A 15,127-nucleotide genomic window follows, 5' to 3' on the forward strand; every position below is an offset into this window, starting at 1 on the left:
AAGATGAATTTAGAAAGTATTTTTGAAAAAACCATAAAACAAAATGTGCGTTTAGTAGCAGCTAGCAAGTATGTTCAAGATGAACAAATTCGAGAGCTTTTTAAGCAAGGTGTTGTAGAGTTTGGAGAAAATCAAGTCCAAGTTTTAGCTTTAAAAAAAGAAAAACTTCAAGGTTTAGAAATCAAATGGCATTTTATAGGCAATCTTCAAAGTAACAAAATCAATCTTTTAATCAAACAAAACCCATTACTTTGGCAATCTTGCAATGGCTTAAAAATCGCCAAAGCTGTAGATAAAAGACTTGATTATAAATTAGATACTTTATTAGAAATTAATACTGCCAATGAAAGTTCTAAAAGTGGCATAGAGCAAAATAAGGCCATAGAAGAGTATTTACAAATACAAGAAGAGTGTAAAAATTTAAACCTTACAGGCATTATGTGTATAGGCTCTATGGATGAGGAAAAAGTTCAAGAAAGCTTTGAGCAAACTTTTAAAATCTATGAAATTTTACAAAAACACGGGGCAAAAATTTGCTCCATGGGTATGAGTGGGGATTTTGAACTAGCTATAAAATGTGGTTCAAATATGGTGCGTTTGGGGAGTATTTTATTTAAATAAACCCCATTTGTTTTGCTTTTTCTATCATAAAATCTGCGCCATTTTCGCTTTTTAATCCTTGCAAGGCTAAAGATTTTTCTTCTAATGAGAAATTTTCTACTAAATTTAAAAATTGATGTTTTTCTTCTTGGGTTAAAATTTCACATAAATTACGCTCTTTTAAATACAAAGCATTAAAATATTGATGATTTTTAGCCGCATATGGATAAGGAATAAAAATACAAGGAAGTAAATTTGCACTAAGCTCAAAAAGACTACTTGCACCTGATCTTGATATAGCTAAATCTGCTTTAGAAATTTTATCTATAATGTTTTTATCAAAGTCAAAAAGCTCTACTTTGACATTTAAATCCTCATAAGCTTTTTTACATCTTTCATAATCATTCTTACCACATTGATGAATGATATTTATGTCTTTTTCTTTAAAGTATAAAGCATTTTCTAAAGCAAGGTCATTAATAAATTTAGCCCCTTGAGAGCCGCCAAGAAAAATAATATTTTTTAATTCTTTTCTCACTCTTGCTTTTTGAGAAAAAATCTCGCTAATAGGATAAGGACAAAAGAAAGTATTTGCTTTGTTAATTTGATCATCAAAAGCAGTAAAAAAAGCTTTAGAAAAAGGCTTTAAAAGTGAATTTAAACTTCCTATTTTTGAATTTTGCTCATGGATTAAAAGTGGGATATTTGCCATTAAAGCACCAAAAGCGCCTGGGGCACTGCTATATCCACCCACACTAAAAACTGCTTTAATATTATGTTCTTTTAAAATTTGTTTTGTTTTTCTTGCAAGTTCTAAAATATGTAAAAATGATTGAACTTTAGCTAAGCCTTTTTTATTAACAACGCCTTGAGAGCTTAGAAAATATTTTTTATAAAAACCATTTTCATTTTCAAACCAAAGTCTATCTTGGCCATTTTCACTTCCTATGTAAATGCATTCTATGCCTCGTTTTCTTGCACTTTGCAATAAACATCTAGCTATAGCTAAATGTCCTCCTGTGCCTCCACCTGTAATTGCTATCATTTGTCCTCTTTATTTAGTTTTTCTTCTAAAAATTTAATTCTTTCCTCTAGTTTTTGAATTCTCTCTTTTTGGCTTATTTGAAATTCTTTAATATAAGCAGGTATACCAATAGCTGTTAAATTTGCCCCAACATCTTTTAATACAACTGCATTTGAACCTATTTTTGCATTTTTACCTATGGTAATATTACCTAAAATTTTAGCCCCAGAGCCTATGATCACACCATCTTCTATAGTAGGATGTCTTTTGGTATTTTTATCTAAACTTGTACCACCTAAGGTTACTCCTTGATAGATAATCACATCATTACCAATTATAGCTGTTTCACCTACTACCACACCTATTGCATGATCTATGAATATCCTTCTACCTAGCGTAGCTCCAGGATGCAAATCAACTCCTGTTAAAAACTGAGAAATTCCACTAATCATTCTTGCTATGCGTTTATAATTTTTGATATAAAAAAAATGTGCAAAACGATAATTTACCACAGCCCAAACACCAGGATAGTTAAAAACTAATTCCACCCAAGATCTATATGCAGGATCTTTTTGTTTTGGCATAGAAAAATCTTCTTTGATTAGTTTAAAAATACTCATTTAGAACCTATGCTTTTTAAATATCCATTATCATTTAAGAATAAATAAATTTCACCCAAAATATGTTTTTTTTGATTTTCATTTACAAGTTTTGAAGCATAAATTTTTTCATTAATATTGTCCATAATTGCATGCACATCATAATCAAGATCTTCTAAGGTATCTAAAATAGATTGAGCCTCTAGCACGCTTTCTACTTCAAAACCCTTTTCATTAATACTTATACAAGCTTCGGTTGGATGTGTAAAAAGATTATGCTTCATACCAAGCACTTCTTGATAAGCTCCCACTAGGAAAAATCCTAAAAAATAATCTTCAGCTTCTACATCAATATCATGTAAAAACAAAGGATTATCTTTGGAATAAGAAATTTCCCCATCGCTATCACAAGTTATATCCCATATACTTGCACTTCTAGTTGGCTTTTTATTGAGTCTATCAAGTGGCATGATAGGGAAATTTTGCTCTAAACCCCAAAAATCAGGTAAAGACTGAAATACTGAAAAATTCACTAAATATTTTTCTTGCACTTCATTTTGCAAACTCGATAAATCAGCTTGATCACCCACCAAAGAAATAGCTTTTCTCATAATCAAATGTACTAAAATTTCACTATTAGAGCGATCTTGCAAATCCACATAACCCAAATCAAACAAGGTTAAAATACTCTCCATATGATCAATGCTATCATGTAAATACTCAAGCGCATTAGAAGCTTTAATGTTTTTATACAAATCATAAAGTTCATCAATAAGTTTTGGGTTTTTATCTTTTAATAAAAGCTTGCTTTCTGTGTATTCTTGAGAAAAAAGCTCTAAAACAGGCGCTACTAAAACAGCATGATTAGCTGCTACAAAACGCCCACTTTCTATAAAAATATCAGGTTCTAAATCTTTTTTTTGTTCTGCAATACCTTTTAAAATAAACACAACATCGTTTGCATACTCACTTAAGGTGTAATTTCTGCTTGTTTCGTTTTTAAACTGAGAGTATTCTACCGCTAAACCTCCACCAAGATTAATAGCTTTTAAATTTTTTGCCCCCATTTTTCTAAGCTCGGTGTAGATATTACCCGCTTCATTTAGAGCTTTTTTCAAAGGATGAATTTCAGTAATTTGTGAGCCTAAATGAAAATGTATCATAGTAAATTGCTCTAAAAGTTTATTAGCTTTTAAAAGATTTACCGCTTCAATAAGCTCAGTGGATGTTAAACCAAATTTTGAATTTATACCACCACTTTTTGCCCAAATTCCTATTCCAGCTGAATGCAAACGCACTCTTAAACCTATATTTGGCTTTGGCTTAAAACGATTTTTAGCAATTTCAATCATCGCTTCAAGCTCATTAAGTCCTTCCATAGTTAAAGTGATATTATGACCCATTTCACACGCTATAAAGCCCATATTTATGAGTTCTTTATCTTTAAAGCCATTAACTGTTATAGGAGCACTTTCATTATTATAAGCCATAGCTAGTAAAAGCTCGGCCTTACTTCCTGCCTCTAAGCCATAGTTGTATTCTTTACCTAGATTAACTAAATTTTTTACAAAACCTGGATATTGATTGACTTTTAAAGGATATACAGCGTTAAAAGAACCTTTATAGTTAAATTCTTTTTTTGCTTTAGCAAATTTATTATAAATTTGCTCAATTTGCTTATGGATTAAATGAGGAAAACGAAGCAACAATGGCCCCTTATAACCATCATCGCGCAAAGTATTTACTATATCTATAATGGCAGGTTTTTTACCATGATTTACACATACTTTGCCATTTTCAATGATAAAATTATTTGCACCCCAAATATTAATACCATAATCAATCATAACTCATTCTCCAAATTTGCTAATTTTATATTTTTATTTTCTTTACTATCTAAATTTTTATAAAAAATCTCTTCTTTTTGCATTTCATCTTCGCCTATACACAAAAAGATTTCAGCATTAGCATTATCTGCTTGGTTTAAATGCTTTGCAAGTTTTTTTGCTTCATAGCTTAAATATACCTTATGTTTTTTTCTTAAAGTATTTGCTAATTTAAAAATAGTATCTATATAAGCTTCATCCATAGCACAAAGATAAATTCCTTCTCTTGGTTTTACGCTTTGTTTTTGCTCTAAAATAGCCATAATCCTTTCTATACCCATAGCAAAACCCACACCATAGCCACTTTTACCATCTAAATATTCAATCAATCTATCATATCTTCCACCACCTGCTACGGCAGCTTTTGCACCGATTTCATCGCTAACAAACTCAAATGCACTTTTAGAATAATAATCAAGCCCACGCACTAATTTTTCATCACATTCAAATTCAACATCATTTTCTTTTAAAAGTTTTTGCAATTTTTCATAATCTTTCTTACAACATGAGCATAAATTTTCACTTAGTTTTGGTGCATTTTCGATTAAACTTTGACAATGATCATTTTTGCAATCAAGCACTCTAATAGGATTTAAGTCTTTTCTTCTTAAGCAATCTTCGCAAAAACCTTCTTTAGAATTTAAAAAAGCTATGAGTTTTTCTTTATATACACCCATACATTCTTTACAGCCTAAAGAATTAATTTTCAAGCTTGTATGAATTTCTAAGCGTTTAAAAATTTCATTTAGCATTAAAATAATACTCGCATCCTCATATACACTTGCTACACCAAAGCTTTCTACTCCAAATTGATGAAATTCACGCAATCTTCCTTTTTGTGGCCTTTCATAGCGAAACATAGAGCCATGGTAAAACCATCTTTTAACACTTTGAGCCTTGTCCATTTTAGCTTCTATGTATGATCTTACCACCCCAGCTGTCCCTTCAGGCCTTAAACACACTTCATTGCCTGCTTTATCAACAAATTCATACATTTCTTTGCCAACTATATCAGAGCTTTCTCCAACACTTCTTTTAAAAAGCTTAGTAAGTTCTAAATGCGGACAATTAATAAAAGTAAAACCATAGTTTTTAGCTACTTCTTCACAAGTTTTTACCACTTTTTCATAAAGAGTAGCTTGATCATCTTGTAAATCTTTCATTCCTTTTAAAGCATTAATCATCTATAAATTCCTTAATCTTTTCATGTAAAATTTCAATACTCAAAGAAGCATCTAATTTTAAAATTTTTATATCTATCTTAATTTTTAAAAACTCTAAAGTTTCTTCTAGGGCATTTTGTATATTTAAAAAATATTCAACCCCTCTTTTTTCAATACTATCTAGATCTTTTTTAGAAAGTCTTTGTGCGATAAGCTCTTTAGAGCCATGCAAAAACACAACCTTTTGTGGAAAAAGTCCACCTGTGGCGAAAGAATTTAACTCAAATAAAATATTTTGATCAAAATCACATCTTGCATAAGCCATATTAGAAATAAAACTACGATCTGAAATGATAAGTTTGTTTTTATTTTGTGCTAAATGCATGTCGATTAAATTTGCTCTATCTGCTAAAAAAAGCAAAAGCTCAGCCTTTTTAGAAAAATGTATTTTGCTTTCTAATAAAATTTTTCTCAAATGCACTCCAAGCTCACTTCCACCTGGTTCTTTAGTAAAAAATGCATTATGAAAATATTTTTTTAAAAGTTCTATCTGTGTGCTTTTACCCACACAATCAACCCCTTCAAAAGCTATATACAATCTCTCTCCTTTAATAAAGGTATAATTTCTTTTGGCACAAGCTTGCTCACATCACCATTATGGGCACAAATTGATCTTACTATGGAGCTTGAAATAAAAGAATTTTTTAAATTTGGCATAAGATATATAGTTTCAAAATCTTCCCAAAGCATGTGATTTGCATAGCCAAGTTGTAATTCATACTCAAAATCACTCACCGCTCTTAAGCCTCTTATAATGATATTTATTTGCAAATTTTTAGCAAGATCTACTAGTAAGTTATCAAAAGTTGTAATTTTAACATTTTTTAAGTCTTTTGTAGCAATTTTTACCATTTTTTCTCTATGTTCCAAGCCAAACATAGGCTTTTTGCTTTCACTTTTAGCTATAGCAACTACCACCTCTTCAAACATCTTGCTAGCTCTAATGATAACATCTAAATGTCCATTAGTGATAGGATCAAATGTTCCTGGATACACACAACTAGCCATCATTGCCACCTTTGGTATAAATTATGCTCGATATTTGCTAAATCAAGCCATTTTCCTATGATAAATTCATATAATTTTTCTAAATTATCAATCTTAGCATAACTTGCCATTACAGGAGGAGCGATGATAACTCCATAACTAGAAAGTTTAGCCATTTGTTCTAAATTTAAAGTAGAATAGGGCATTTCTCTTACTCCAAGTATGAGCTTTTTGCGTTCTTTTAAAGCCACTCCTGCAGCTCTTGTAAGTAAAGTATCATTTATACCGCAAGCAACTTTTGCTAAAGTATTAATCGAGCAAGGTGTGATAAAAGTCGTTTCTATGCCAAAAGATCCGCTTGCTACGCATTGACTAATGTCTTCATTATCTAAAAAATTTACATGTTCAAGCTCAAATTTATCTTTTATGTGTTGCAAAAAGTCTATATTTTGCAAAAGGGAATTTTCTTTTATAAAGCTTATTTTTGCATTTTTACTCACGATAGCATAAATTTGTCCTTTTTCTTTTAAATGTTTTAATAATAAAAAGCCAAGCTCGCAAGAACTAGCTCCACTAATACCTACTAAAATTTTTCTCATTTTAGCTCCACATAATTTTTACTAATAACTTTACCATGCACGACTTTTCCATCTTTATTTTTAAGGCGAATTCTTTGGTTTAAATTCCCACTTTGCAAGGCTTTTAATTCTATCATCATACTTAAATCCCCATCTTTGATGATACCATAAACAGAATCATTTCTTTGTATAAGGGTTTTGGTTTTAAACATATTATATTTTAAAATCATATTTTCTCTTATATTGCTTTTGGCTATTAAATTTGTGATTTCATCTTTTTTTAATACACCTTGAGGGGCTTTATCAAAAGGAATTTTTAAAATTTTAAAACTAGCAGGACTTAAATTTTCATTACGCGAAATAGGACGCGTAGTTTGCAAAACTTCTAATTTTGCCTTTAAAAAATACTTAAAAAATATATTTTTTTTAAACTGCTCTGGAGTTTTAAATTCAGCCTTTATAAAACCATCGGCTCTATCAAAATTATGATTACCTAGCTTTAAAAAAATATATTGATTAAAATCAGCAGGCAAACTTGATTGAGTGTTAAGATCCAAAGAAATGATTTCTAACTGCGGATAATTTATTTTAAATTCTTTAATCAAAGCTAATTTTACTTCATCAAAATTCGAAGCAAAACTTAAAGTATAGAAAAATAAAACTAGAATGATTTGTTTAAAAAACAATACAGCAACCTCTTATATAAAATATATTAATTATATAATACATCAAAAAAGTTTGATTTTAGTTAAAAGAAGTGGAGCGGGAAACGAGATTCGAACTCGCGACCCCAACCTTGGCAAGGTTGTGCTCTACCCCTGAGCTATTCCCGCATTTTGAAAGTAGAGTGTGATTTTATCAAAACTTTATTTTATTGTCAAGTTTTTAAAATTAAGGAATGTTTTTTGCTTGTGATTATTAAATTTTAAAAGGAGCAACTCATGCAAGTAAATGATAAAAATAGTCCGCTAGCCTTAAACAATATGACAAAAATCAAAGAAAAAAACACATCTTCAGATGAATTTCAAGCTACACTTAATGCACTTAAAGACAAAGAGGAAAAAGAGTATAAAAAAGATAGCAACAATGCTTTTAGTAATACAGATTTAAATATAGGTTCAATTTCTAAAGATTATAGCGTATATGCTTGGGAGAAATTACGCCAAAGCAAATACCAAAAAAATGAAGAAAATATCTTAAACAATCTTTTTAAAACTTTAGATAAAGCAAGAAGTTAATCATTCAAAATAGGGTAGTGCAATACCCTATTAAATTTTTAAAACTTTAACTTCTTGATCTTTTACTAATTTTGTATCATCAATTTGCGTGATTAAAATATGCGTGTTTTCACATAAAGGTTTTAGCATACCTGAGCCAAATTTAGCTTCACTTGGTTTAAAATACCCATCGACTAATTTTCCAAAAGCAAAATCATTTCTTTGACCTTTGAAATTTAAATCTTTAGTCAATCTTGCTTTATCAATTTCCAAAAGTTCTTTACCATAAAGTAAATTGAGTATATTTTTTGCAAAAATATGCGTTGAAACTAAAGAGGCTAAAGGATTTCCTGGTAGGGCTAGAAAAAGCGTATCGCTTTTGCTAAAAAGTTTTACATGCTTGCAAAGTTTAGCATTTACTTTTTCAAAAATAGGGTTAAAATCACACTCAAGCAAAGCTTGTTTGATAAAATCAGCCTCACCCACGCTAGCTCCACCACTGCTTATAAGCATATCAAATTCTTTATTTTCTAAAAGCTTTTTATATGCATTTAAATCATCTTTTATAAGTCCTAAATACTCAACATCAGCATAATCTTGCAAAATAGCATAAATTCCAAAAGCATTTGCATTATATATGCTGTATTCATCAGCATTTTCCCAAGGTTCTACAAGCTCATCTCCACTTGAAAAAATCCCAACACGCAATTTTTTAACGACATTTAACTCATAAATTCCTTGAGCAGCAAGCATAGCTATCATACCTGAAGTGATTTTTTGTCCCTTTTTAAACAAAAGCTCTCCAAGCTTTGCTTCCTCGCCTTTAAAACGGATGGCATTGTTTTCTTTAGCGTTTTTGGCATTGAGCTTTTCATCTTCAAGCAAAGCTTCTTCAAACATTAAAATAGTATTTGCATTTTGAGGAATTTTAGCTCCTGTCATAATTTTATAGCATTCATTTTTTTCTAAAATATAATCATTTTTATCGCCTGCTAAAATGCTTCCTTTTATTTTTAGCAATTCATTCTTATGTGCATAATTTAGTGCATAACCATCTAGGGCAGAATTATCAAAAGCGGGTAGGTTTTTTTTCACAAAAACATCTTCATATAAAATACACCCCAAAGCTTGCGTCAAATTTACTTTTTGAAATTCATTTTTTGCTTTGATTTGTTCTTTTAAAAAATTTAAAGTTGCAAAAATATCTCTCATTCTTCAAGCCTTCTTATACTTGCACCTAGTTTTTTAAATTTTTCTTCTAAATTTTCATATCCTCTATCAAGATGATAAATTCTATGAATTTTACTAGTTCCTTTAGCTGCTAAAGCCGCTAAAATCAAAGCAGAAGACGCACGCAAATCAGTAGCCATAACATCAGTCCCCAAAAGCTCTTTAGTGCCATTTATAGTAGCAATATGCCCGTTTAATCTTATATCAGCTCCCATTCTTAAAAGCTCACTTACATGCATAAAACGATTTTCAAATAATCTCTCATCAATAATACTTGTACCATTTGCTTTTAAAGCTAAAGCCATAAATTGTGCTTGCATATCCGTTGGAAAACCTGGATATTCGCTAGTTAAAATTTCAACCGGTTTGATTTCTTTAGCAGGATTTATACCAATACTATCTTCATTAATATCAAAGCTAAAACCCATTTGCTCTAGCTTTGCCAAAACTGCACTAAGATGGCTTGCATTGACTTTTTTTAGAGTGATTTTTGAGTTAGTGATAGCTCCTGCACACAGATAAGTTCCTGCTTCAATACGATCAGGAATAATTTCAAAAGGTTTAAATTCTAAAAGTTCTCCACTTGTGCCATAAATTTCAAGTTCAGAAGATCCTATGCCTTGTATATCAAGCCCGGCTCTAGCTAAAACCTCACAAAGTTGCACTACTTCAGGCTCTTTAGCAACATTTAAAAGTCTAGTTTTACCATGAGCTAGGGCTGCTGCCATAATGATATTTTCACTGCCTGTAACAGTGATTTTATCAAACATCACATCAGCACCCCTAAGCCCTCCACTAGCTACTACATAGCCTTGTTTAATCTCAATATTAGCTCCCATTTTTTCTAAAGCTAAAAGGTGTAAATCAATAGGGCGTTGGCCTATAGCACAACCTCCCGGTAAAGAAACTTCACAATTTCCAAATCTAGCTAGTAAAGGCCCTAAGGTAAGTATAGAGGCACGCATTTTACGCACGATGTCGTATTTTGCTATGGTTTTATTTAGGTGTTTTGTATTTATTTTTGCAAAATTGTCTTTAAAAGTATAATTTGCCCCTAAATTTTCAAGCAAAGAAAGTAGGGTACAAATATCTGCTACATTTGGTAAATTTGAAATTTGCACTTCATTTTTAGCTAAAATACTTGAAGCTATCAAAGGAAGTGCTGCATTTTTTGCACCACTTATTATCACTTCTCCATTTAACTTTTCAACACCATCAATCTCTAAATAAGTCATTAATTTTCCTTAAAATATATACATAATGATATAATAATATTTTACTACAAATATTATATAAATTAATAAGATTAAAGGTGTTTTTTGGAGTTTTTCTAGTCATACTTGGTGGGATATTTTGGGCCATAAGTGGGGTTTTGGCTGAGTATTTGTTTAAAAATCATTATTCTGCTGAATGGGTAAGTTTTTATCGTTTGCTTTTTACCGGCGTTATTTTAATAATTTTGGGTGTAAAAAATTTCAAACTAAAACTACTAAAGCAAAAACAAGAACTTAGCTCTCTTTTAATTTTTTCTATCTTTGGTTTATTGATAACTCAATATGGTTATTTTAAAGCTATTTATTATACCGATGCAGGAACTGCCACAATGATACAATACAACGCACCATTAATCATAATGCTTTTTATGTGTTTTAAAAATAAAATTTTTCCTAAAAAAATAGAGCTAATCGCTTTGTTTTTAATACTTTTTGCCTTATTTTTACTTATAACAAATGGGGATATTAATACATTAAAACTTGATATAAGAGGTGTTATTTGGGCTTTTTTTGGAGCTCTTGGAGTAGCGTTTTATTCTTTGAGTGCTAGGCTTATCATAGCAAAATATGGCTTATTTTTAATCATGGGTTTAGCTAGTTTATTTGCTTCTTTTTTGCTTTTTGTATTGTTACAAGGAAATATCCCAAAACATGATTTTTCTTTAAATTCCTTTTTGGCTATGAGTGGGATTGTATTTATAGGCACAATAGGGGCTTTTTGTTTATATTTAAAAGGAGTTGAATTAATAGGAGCTTTTAAAGCTAGTATGATAGCTTGTATAGAACCTGTGGCTGCTGCTTTTATGAGTTTTTTATTTTTAGGAACTATTTATAGCGTGATTGATCTTTTTGCTTTTGCTTTGATCATTCTTAGTGTGTTTTTAAATGCCAAAAAACACTAAGAATAAGTGATTAAAAAATACTAGATAAAACTATCTAGGTTCTATCGTGAAGTTTTTTGGCTACCTCTGCAGCTAATTTTAGCTTTTCATTATCAAAGTGCGTATAAATTCTTGAAGTATTTAAACTCGCATGCCCTAGTGCTTCTTGGACTAAAACTAAATCTTTTTGTTTTTTATAAAGCAGGGTAGCAAAGGTATGTCTTAGCATATGGGCTCCATTTTTTTGCTTGCGAATTCCTGCTTTAAATAAAATTTGTTCTACTATACGCGAAACATAAGCTTGGGTTAGGGCTTTGCCATTGCGATTGACAAATAAAAGTCCATCATAAGAAAGATAATTTACCTTTACATCTTTTAAAAGATGTTCTATAAGCTCTTTTTTAATCATCACAACGCGGTATTTATTACCTTTAGCTCTAATGCGTATAATATAAAGATCATTTTCTTCACTAATATCTTTTAATTTTATATTAATAGCTTCACTAACCCTAATTCCTGTAAAAATGATGATTTTAATAATCAAGCGATTGCGTATGGTATTACTTTTAAAATCTGTATTGTCAATAGCATCTAAAAATTTACTCACTTCATCTTCACTCATATACTCAGGTAGCTTAACTCCCTTAGAACCACTTACACCTGCCCAATTTTTAAGATTAATATCAAAAATGTGTGCCTTTTGATCTTCTTCATTTTGTTTATCTAAAAATGCAAAAAAATTAATCACAGCTATGCGGTAGTTTTTCTTACTCGCATCAGACAAAGAAGCACTAATACTTGCTAAAATTTCTACTAAAAGCTCTTCATCGATTTGTTTTAGTGAATAAAGCTTATAAAATAACAAATACTCATAAAGTTTTTTCAAAGGATTAAAATATGTATTTACACCGCTAAGTCCTGCATTTCTTGCTTTTTTTACATAAGCATCAAGCTCTTGTATATTTTTAACACCCTTACTTAAAGCTAAATTTACTACAGCTAAAGCTTGGGGGTCTTTTAATTCTTTATTTGATAAAGAATTTAGTTTAAATTTCACATATCTACAAAGCCAAAATAAAAATGACTTTTCAAAATTTTCTTCACAATCTAGAGGATATTTCATCACTCATTCTCCAAAGCTTTCAAAGTAGCCATTTTTGCATGAATATATGCACTATCAAATAGCTTTTTAGAGCTTTCTTTTATAATCAAACCAAGTTCAGTACAACCCAAAATCACTCCTTGAACCTCCGGAAATTGAGCAATCAAATCACATAAATATCTTTTTGATTTTTCATTTATAATACCTTTGCAAAGTTCATTAAAAATAATGTCATTAAGCTTTAAAATATCATCATTTTTGGGAATAAAAACTTCAATCTTTGAGTTAATTAAAAGTTGTTTATAAAAATCTTCTTGCATAGTGTATTTTGTCCCCAATAACAATACTTTATCGATATTTTGCTCTTGAAGTTCTAAAAGCATAGCTTTGGCTATATGTAAGATAGGAATTTGAATGTTTTTTTGTATATTTTCATAACATTTATGCATAGTATTAGTGCAAATTAATATAAAATCAACTCCACTTTTTTGCAAAAGTAGGGCATGTTGGGTTAAAATTTCACTTGCTTTTTGCCAATCATTCTTTCGTTGACATTCTTCTATTTCTTCAAAATCAACGCTAGTTAAAACTATCTTGGCACTATGTAATTTTCCTAATTTTTCATTTGTAAATTTATTGATTATTTCATAATAACTAAGTGTGCTTTCATAACTCATTCCGCCTATTAAACCTATGGTTTTCAATTTTTTTCCTTTTAAAATTAATATAAAAATTATAAAAAAATCTTACTTAAAAAATATCAAGCTATAATTATAAAAACAAAATAGGGTGATGATATGTTTTTTAAGAAAAAAACCGCGCAAAAGCAAGTAAAACAAAACAATATTTCAAAACAAGATAATACTTTAAATAACGACTTTGCACAAGAAAAAAGACTTTACGAATTTAGAGAAAATATGAAAAAACTTAGCAAAAATGAAAATAGTGCTAAACTTTTAGCAAACAACTTTCAAGATTAATTCAAAAATCCAAATAAAATCAAAAACTCCACACAAGTTAAACTTTTGTATTAATTTCTTTTTTTACTCATCATTTTAACTTTTTTAGTCTATAAAAATATTTTAATTTAAACTTAATATATATGTAAAATTATATGATAAATAGTAAAATATTGAAATTATATATATTTTGTATTGAAAACTATAATTTTCAAACTTTTATATTTATCTGTTTATACATAAATAAAATATATTTAAAAATACCTATAATATAGTATTTTAAAGCATTTTATTTTTTGGATGAAAATAATTTATCCATAAAAAAATAAGTATAATTTTTTGAAAAATATTATAAGTTATTTTATGCAGCTATAAAAGACTAAAGATGTATATTTTTCATTTCAACTAAATTTTAGTTTATATTTTTGCTTAAATAAATTTGAAGTTTAAAAATGTAGATTAGTTATTTTCTTGACTTTTAGGATAATCAAAAAACACAACTTCCCCGCTGTGTTCTTTTATATCTTTAAATTCTTTTATATCAAATTGCATACATAAAATAGCAGAAGTTGGAAAGTTTTCTAAGTCTATATGAGCTAGATACTCACAAAGTTCTTGCAATAAAGGATTGTGCATAATTAGCACTACCCTACTCTCTTTTGATTCTTTTATAAAATTTAACACATCCTTTAAATTACCATCATAAAAGCTTTTTTCTATCTTGATATCTTTTTCTTTTAAAGAAAAGCTTTTACAGAGTTTTTGTGCTGTTTTTATACAGCGCTTAGCAGGACTTGAGATAATGCTTTGGGCTTTAAATTCTAAATCCTTAATCCTATAAATCATAGTTTTTAAATCATCTTTTCCACTAGAACTAAGTTCTCGTTGTAAATCTTGATCGTAATTTTCTTTTTGAGCTTTAGCATGACGAATAAAATAGATATATTTCATCTTATAACCTTAAATTTACCCAAAGCATATCCACATATAAAGCCAAAAATATGTGCATACCAAGCTATATTAACACCCATAAAAATAGGTACGAAACTCATTAACAATATAGCCACGATAAGTCCTTTGGTGGCGGTTTTATCCAAATATGCATAATATCCCATTAAAACGCATATAGCACCACTTGCACCCACTACATTTACAAAACTACCATCAAAACTTAAATACACATAAAAAGCACTAAGCAAAGAGCAAAGAATTCCACCGATTAAATAAAGCAGAGCAAATTTAAAACTTTTTAAGTATTTTTCAAGCATAGAACCAAATTGAAAAAGCACTATCATATTTAAAATCAAATGAGGCCAATTTCCATGCATAAATATTGAGCTTAAAATTTGCCAGTAAAATCCTTGAAAAAAAAATAAATTTAAACCCAAAATAGTATCTAAATTTAAAGAACCAAAATAAAGATAATTTACAAAAATAAATACAATAACATTAAAAGCGATTAAAAATGAAGCTACCATTGCCCTACTTTGTATTTTTGATAATTATAACAAAAAGCTATTTAAATTCTAGCTTACACATAAAATTCACATTAATAAGATACAATATC

18 protein-coding genes and 1 tRNA gene are annotated in these 15,127 nt (G+C 29.4%); 4 read left to right on the forward strand and 15 right to left on the reverse strand.

Features of this window, described 5'->3' with window-relative positions; genetic code table 11:
* Positions 1-3 precede the first annotated feature (3 nt).
* The gene (locus L8W40_RS03565; protein ID WP_263664681.1) at positions 4-621 is read left to right on the forward strand and encodes a YggS family pyridoxal phosphate-dependent enzyme; all 618 of its coding nucleotides are present in this window, start codon (positions 4-6) and stop codon (positions 619-621) included.
* Here the strand turns inward: L8W40_RS03565 and L8W40_RS03570 are convergent.
* The 9 genes from L8W40_RS03570 to L8W40_RS03610 form a co-directional block, all read right to left on the reverse strand.
* Positions 614-1,645: a UDP-N-acetylglucosamine--N-acetylmuramyl-(pentapeptide) pyrophosphoryl-undecaprenol N-acetylglucosamine transferase gene (locus L8W40_RS03570; RefSeq protein WP_263664682.1), complete on the reverse strand. Its 1,032-nt coding sequence runs from the start codon at positions 1,643-1,645 to the stop codon at positions 614-616. The two genes, L8W40_RS03565 and L8W40_RS03570, sit on opposite strands and share 8 nt — an antisense overlap.
* Positions 1,642-2,244, reverse strand: a complete 603-nt coding sequence (gene cysE / locus L8W40_RS03575; protein ID WP_133318905.1) for a serine O-acetyltransferase — start codon at positions 2,242-2,244, stop codon at positions 1,642-1,644. The genes L8W40_RS03570 and cysE overlap by 4 nt, the downstream gene beginning before the upstream one ends.
* The gene (gene speA / locus L8W40_RS03580) at positions 2,241-4,070 is read right to left on the reverse strand and encodes a biosynthetic arginine decarboxylase (protein ID WP_263664683.1); all 1,830 of its coding nucleotides are present in this window, start codon (positions 4,068-4,070) and stop codon (positions 2,241-2,243) included. The genes cysE and speA overlap by 4 nt, the downstream gene beginning before the upstream one ends.
* Positions 4,067-5,293 carry a histidine--tRNA ligase gene (gene hisS / locus L8W40_RS03585; protein ID WP_263664684.1) on the reverse strand — a complete coding sequence of 409 codons (1,227 nt, stop codon included), beginning with the start codon at positions 5,291-5,293 and terminating at the stop codon, positions 4,067-4,069. The genes speA and hisS overlap by 4 nt, the downstream gene beginning before the upstream one ends.
* A complete protein-coding gene (gene tmk / locus L8W40_RS03590; protein WP_263664685.1) occupies positions 5,286-5,870 on the reverse strand; it encodes a dTMP kinase in 585 nt (194 codons plus the stop codon). The genes hisS and tmk overlap by 8 nt, the downstream gene beginning before the upstream one ends.
* The gene (gene coaD / locus L8W40_RS03595) at positions 5,861-6,343 is read right to left on the reverse strand and encodes a pantetheine-phosphate adenylyltransferase (RefSeq protein ID WP_263659694.1); all 483 of its coding nucleotides are present in this window, start codon (positions 6,341-6,343) and stop codon (positions 5,861-5,863) included. Before coaD ends, tmk begins: the two co-directional genes overlap by 10 nt.
* Positions 6,340-6,918 (reverse strand): UbiX family flavin prenyltransferase, encoded by a 579-nt coding sequence (locus L8W40_RS03600; protein ID WP_263659693.1) that lies wholly within the window; start codon positions 6,916-6,918, stop codon positions 6,340-6,342. The genes coaD and L8W40_RS03600 overlap by 4 nt, the downstream gene beginning before the upstream one ends.
* Positions 6,915-7,583 (reverse strand): flagellar basal body P-ring formation chaperone FlgA, encoded by a 669-nt coding sequence (flgA, locus tag L8W40_RS03605; RefSeq protein WP_133318910.1) that lies wholly within the window; start codon positions 7,581-7,583, stop codon positions 6,915-6,917. Before flgA ends, L8W40_RS03600 begins: the two co-directional genes overlap by 4 nt.
* Before the next feature lie 72 nt (positions 7,584-7,655).
* Positions 7,656-7,730: transfer RNA gene (locus tag L8W40_RS03610), tRNA-Gly, on the reverse strand.
* A gap of 108 nt (positions 7,731-7,838) precedes the next feature.
* On the opposite strand from L8W40_RS03610, the gene L8W40_RS03615 reads away from it, so the two are divergent.
* Positions 7,839-8,135 carry an invasion antigen C gene (locus L8W40_RS03615; RefSeq protein WP_039668370.1) on the forward strand — a complete coding sequence of 99 codons (297 nt, stop codon included), beginning with the start codon at positions 7,839-7,841 and terminating at the stop codon, positions 8,133-8,135.
* Positions 8,136-8,165: 30 nt separating this feature from the next.
* Here L8W40_RS03615 and L8W40_RS03620 read toward each other — a convergent pair whose 3' ends face one another.
* Positions 8,166-9,326, reverse strand: a complete 1,161-nt coding sequence (locus L8W40_RS03620) for a molybdopterin molybdotransferase MoeA (protein WP_263659692.1) — start codon at positions 9,324-9,326, stop codon at positions 8,166-8,168.
* Positions 9,323-10,579 carry a UDP-N-acetylglucosamine 1-carboxyvinyltransferase gene (murA, locus tag L8W40_RS03625; RefSeq protein WP_263664686.1) on the reverse strand — a complete coding sequence of 419 codons (1,257 nt, stop codon included), beginning with the start codon at positions 10,577-10,579 and terminating at the stop codon, positions 9,323-9,325. The genes L8W40_RS03620 and murA overlap by 4 nt, the downstream gene beginning before the upstream one ends.
* A gap of 77 nt (positions 10,580-10,656) precedes the next feature.
* Between murA and L8W40_RS03630 the strand changes: the two genes are divergently transcribed.
* The gene (locus L8W40_RS03630; RefSeq protein ID WP_263664687.1) at positions 10,657-11,520 is read left to right on the forward strand and encodes a DMT family transporter; all 864 of its coding nucleotides are present in this window, start codon (positions 10,657-10,659) and stop codon (positions 11,518-11,520) included.
* A 34-nt stretch (positions 11,521-11,554) separates the two neighbouring features.
* Here the strand turns inward: L8W40_RS03630 and L8W40_RS03635 are convergent, their stop codons facing one another.
* Entirely contained in the window at positions 11,555-12,622 is a 1,068-nt protein-coding gene (locus L8W40_RS03635; protein WP_220566363.1) for a tyrosine-type recombinase/integrase, read from the reverse strand.
* Positions 12,622-13,305 carry an aspartate/glutamate racemase family protein gene (locus tag L8W40_RS03640; protein WP_263664688.1) on the reverse strand — a complete coding sequence of 228 codons (684 nt, stop codon included), beginning with the start codon at positions 13,303-13,305 and terminating at the stop codon, positions 12,622-12,624. Before L8W40_RS03640 ends, L8W40_RS03635 begins: the two co-directional genes overlap by 1 nt.
* Positions 13,306-13,398: 93 nt before the next feature.
* On the opposite strand from L8W40_RS03640, the gene L8W40_RS03645 reads away from it, so the two are divergent.
* A complete protein-coding gene (locus L8W40_RS03645; protein WP_263664689.1) occupies positions 13,399-13,581 on the forward strand; it encodes a hypothetical protein in 183 nt (60 codons plus the stop codon).
* A 438-nt stretch (positions 13,582-14,019) separates the two neighbouring features.
* On the opposite strand, the gene L8W40_RS03650 is transcribed toward L8W40_RS03645, so the two are convergent.
* Both L8W40_RS03650 and L8W40_RS03655 read right to left on the reverse strand, forming a co-directional pair.
* On the reverse strand, positions 14,020-14,511 hold the full coding sequence (locus L8W40_RS03650; RefSeq protein ID WP_133318916.1) for a SixA phosphatase family protein: 492 nt from the start codon (positions 14,509-14,511) through the stop codon (positions 14,020-14,022).
* A complete protein-coding gene (locus tag L8W40_RS03655; protein ID WP_133318917.1) occupies positions 14,508-15,038 on the reverse strand; it encodes a rhomboid family intramembrane serine protease in 531 nt (176 codons plus the stop codon). Before L8W40_RS03655 ends, L8W40_RS03650 begins: the two co-directional genes overlap by 4 nt.
* Between the last annotated feature and the right edge of the window lie 89 nt (positions 15,039-15,127).

The sequence above is a fragment of the Campylobacter sp. IFREMER_LSEM_CL1846 genome, from assembly GCF_025772105.1.
GTDB lineage: Bacteria > Campylobacterota > Campylobacteria > Campylobacterales > Campylobacteraceae > Campylobacter_D > Campylobacter_D lari_D.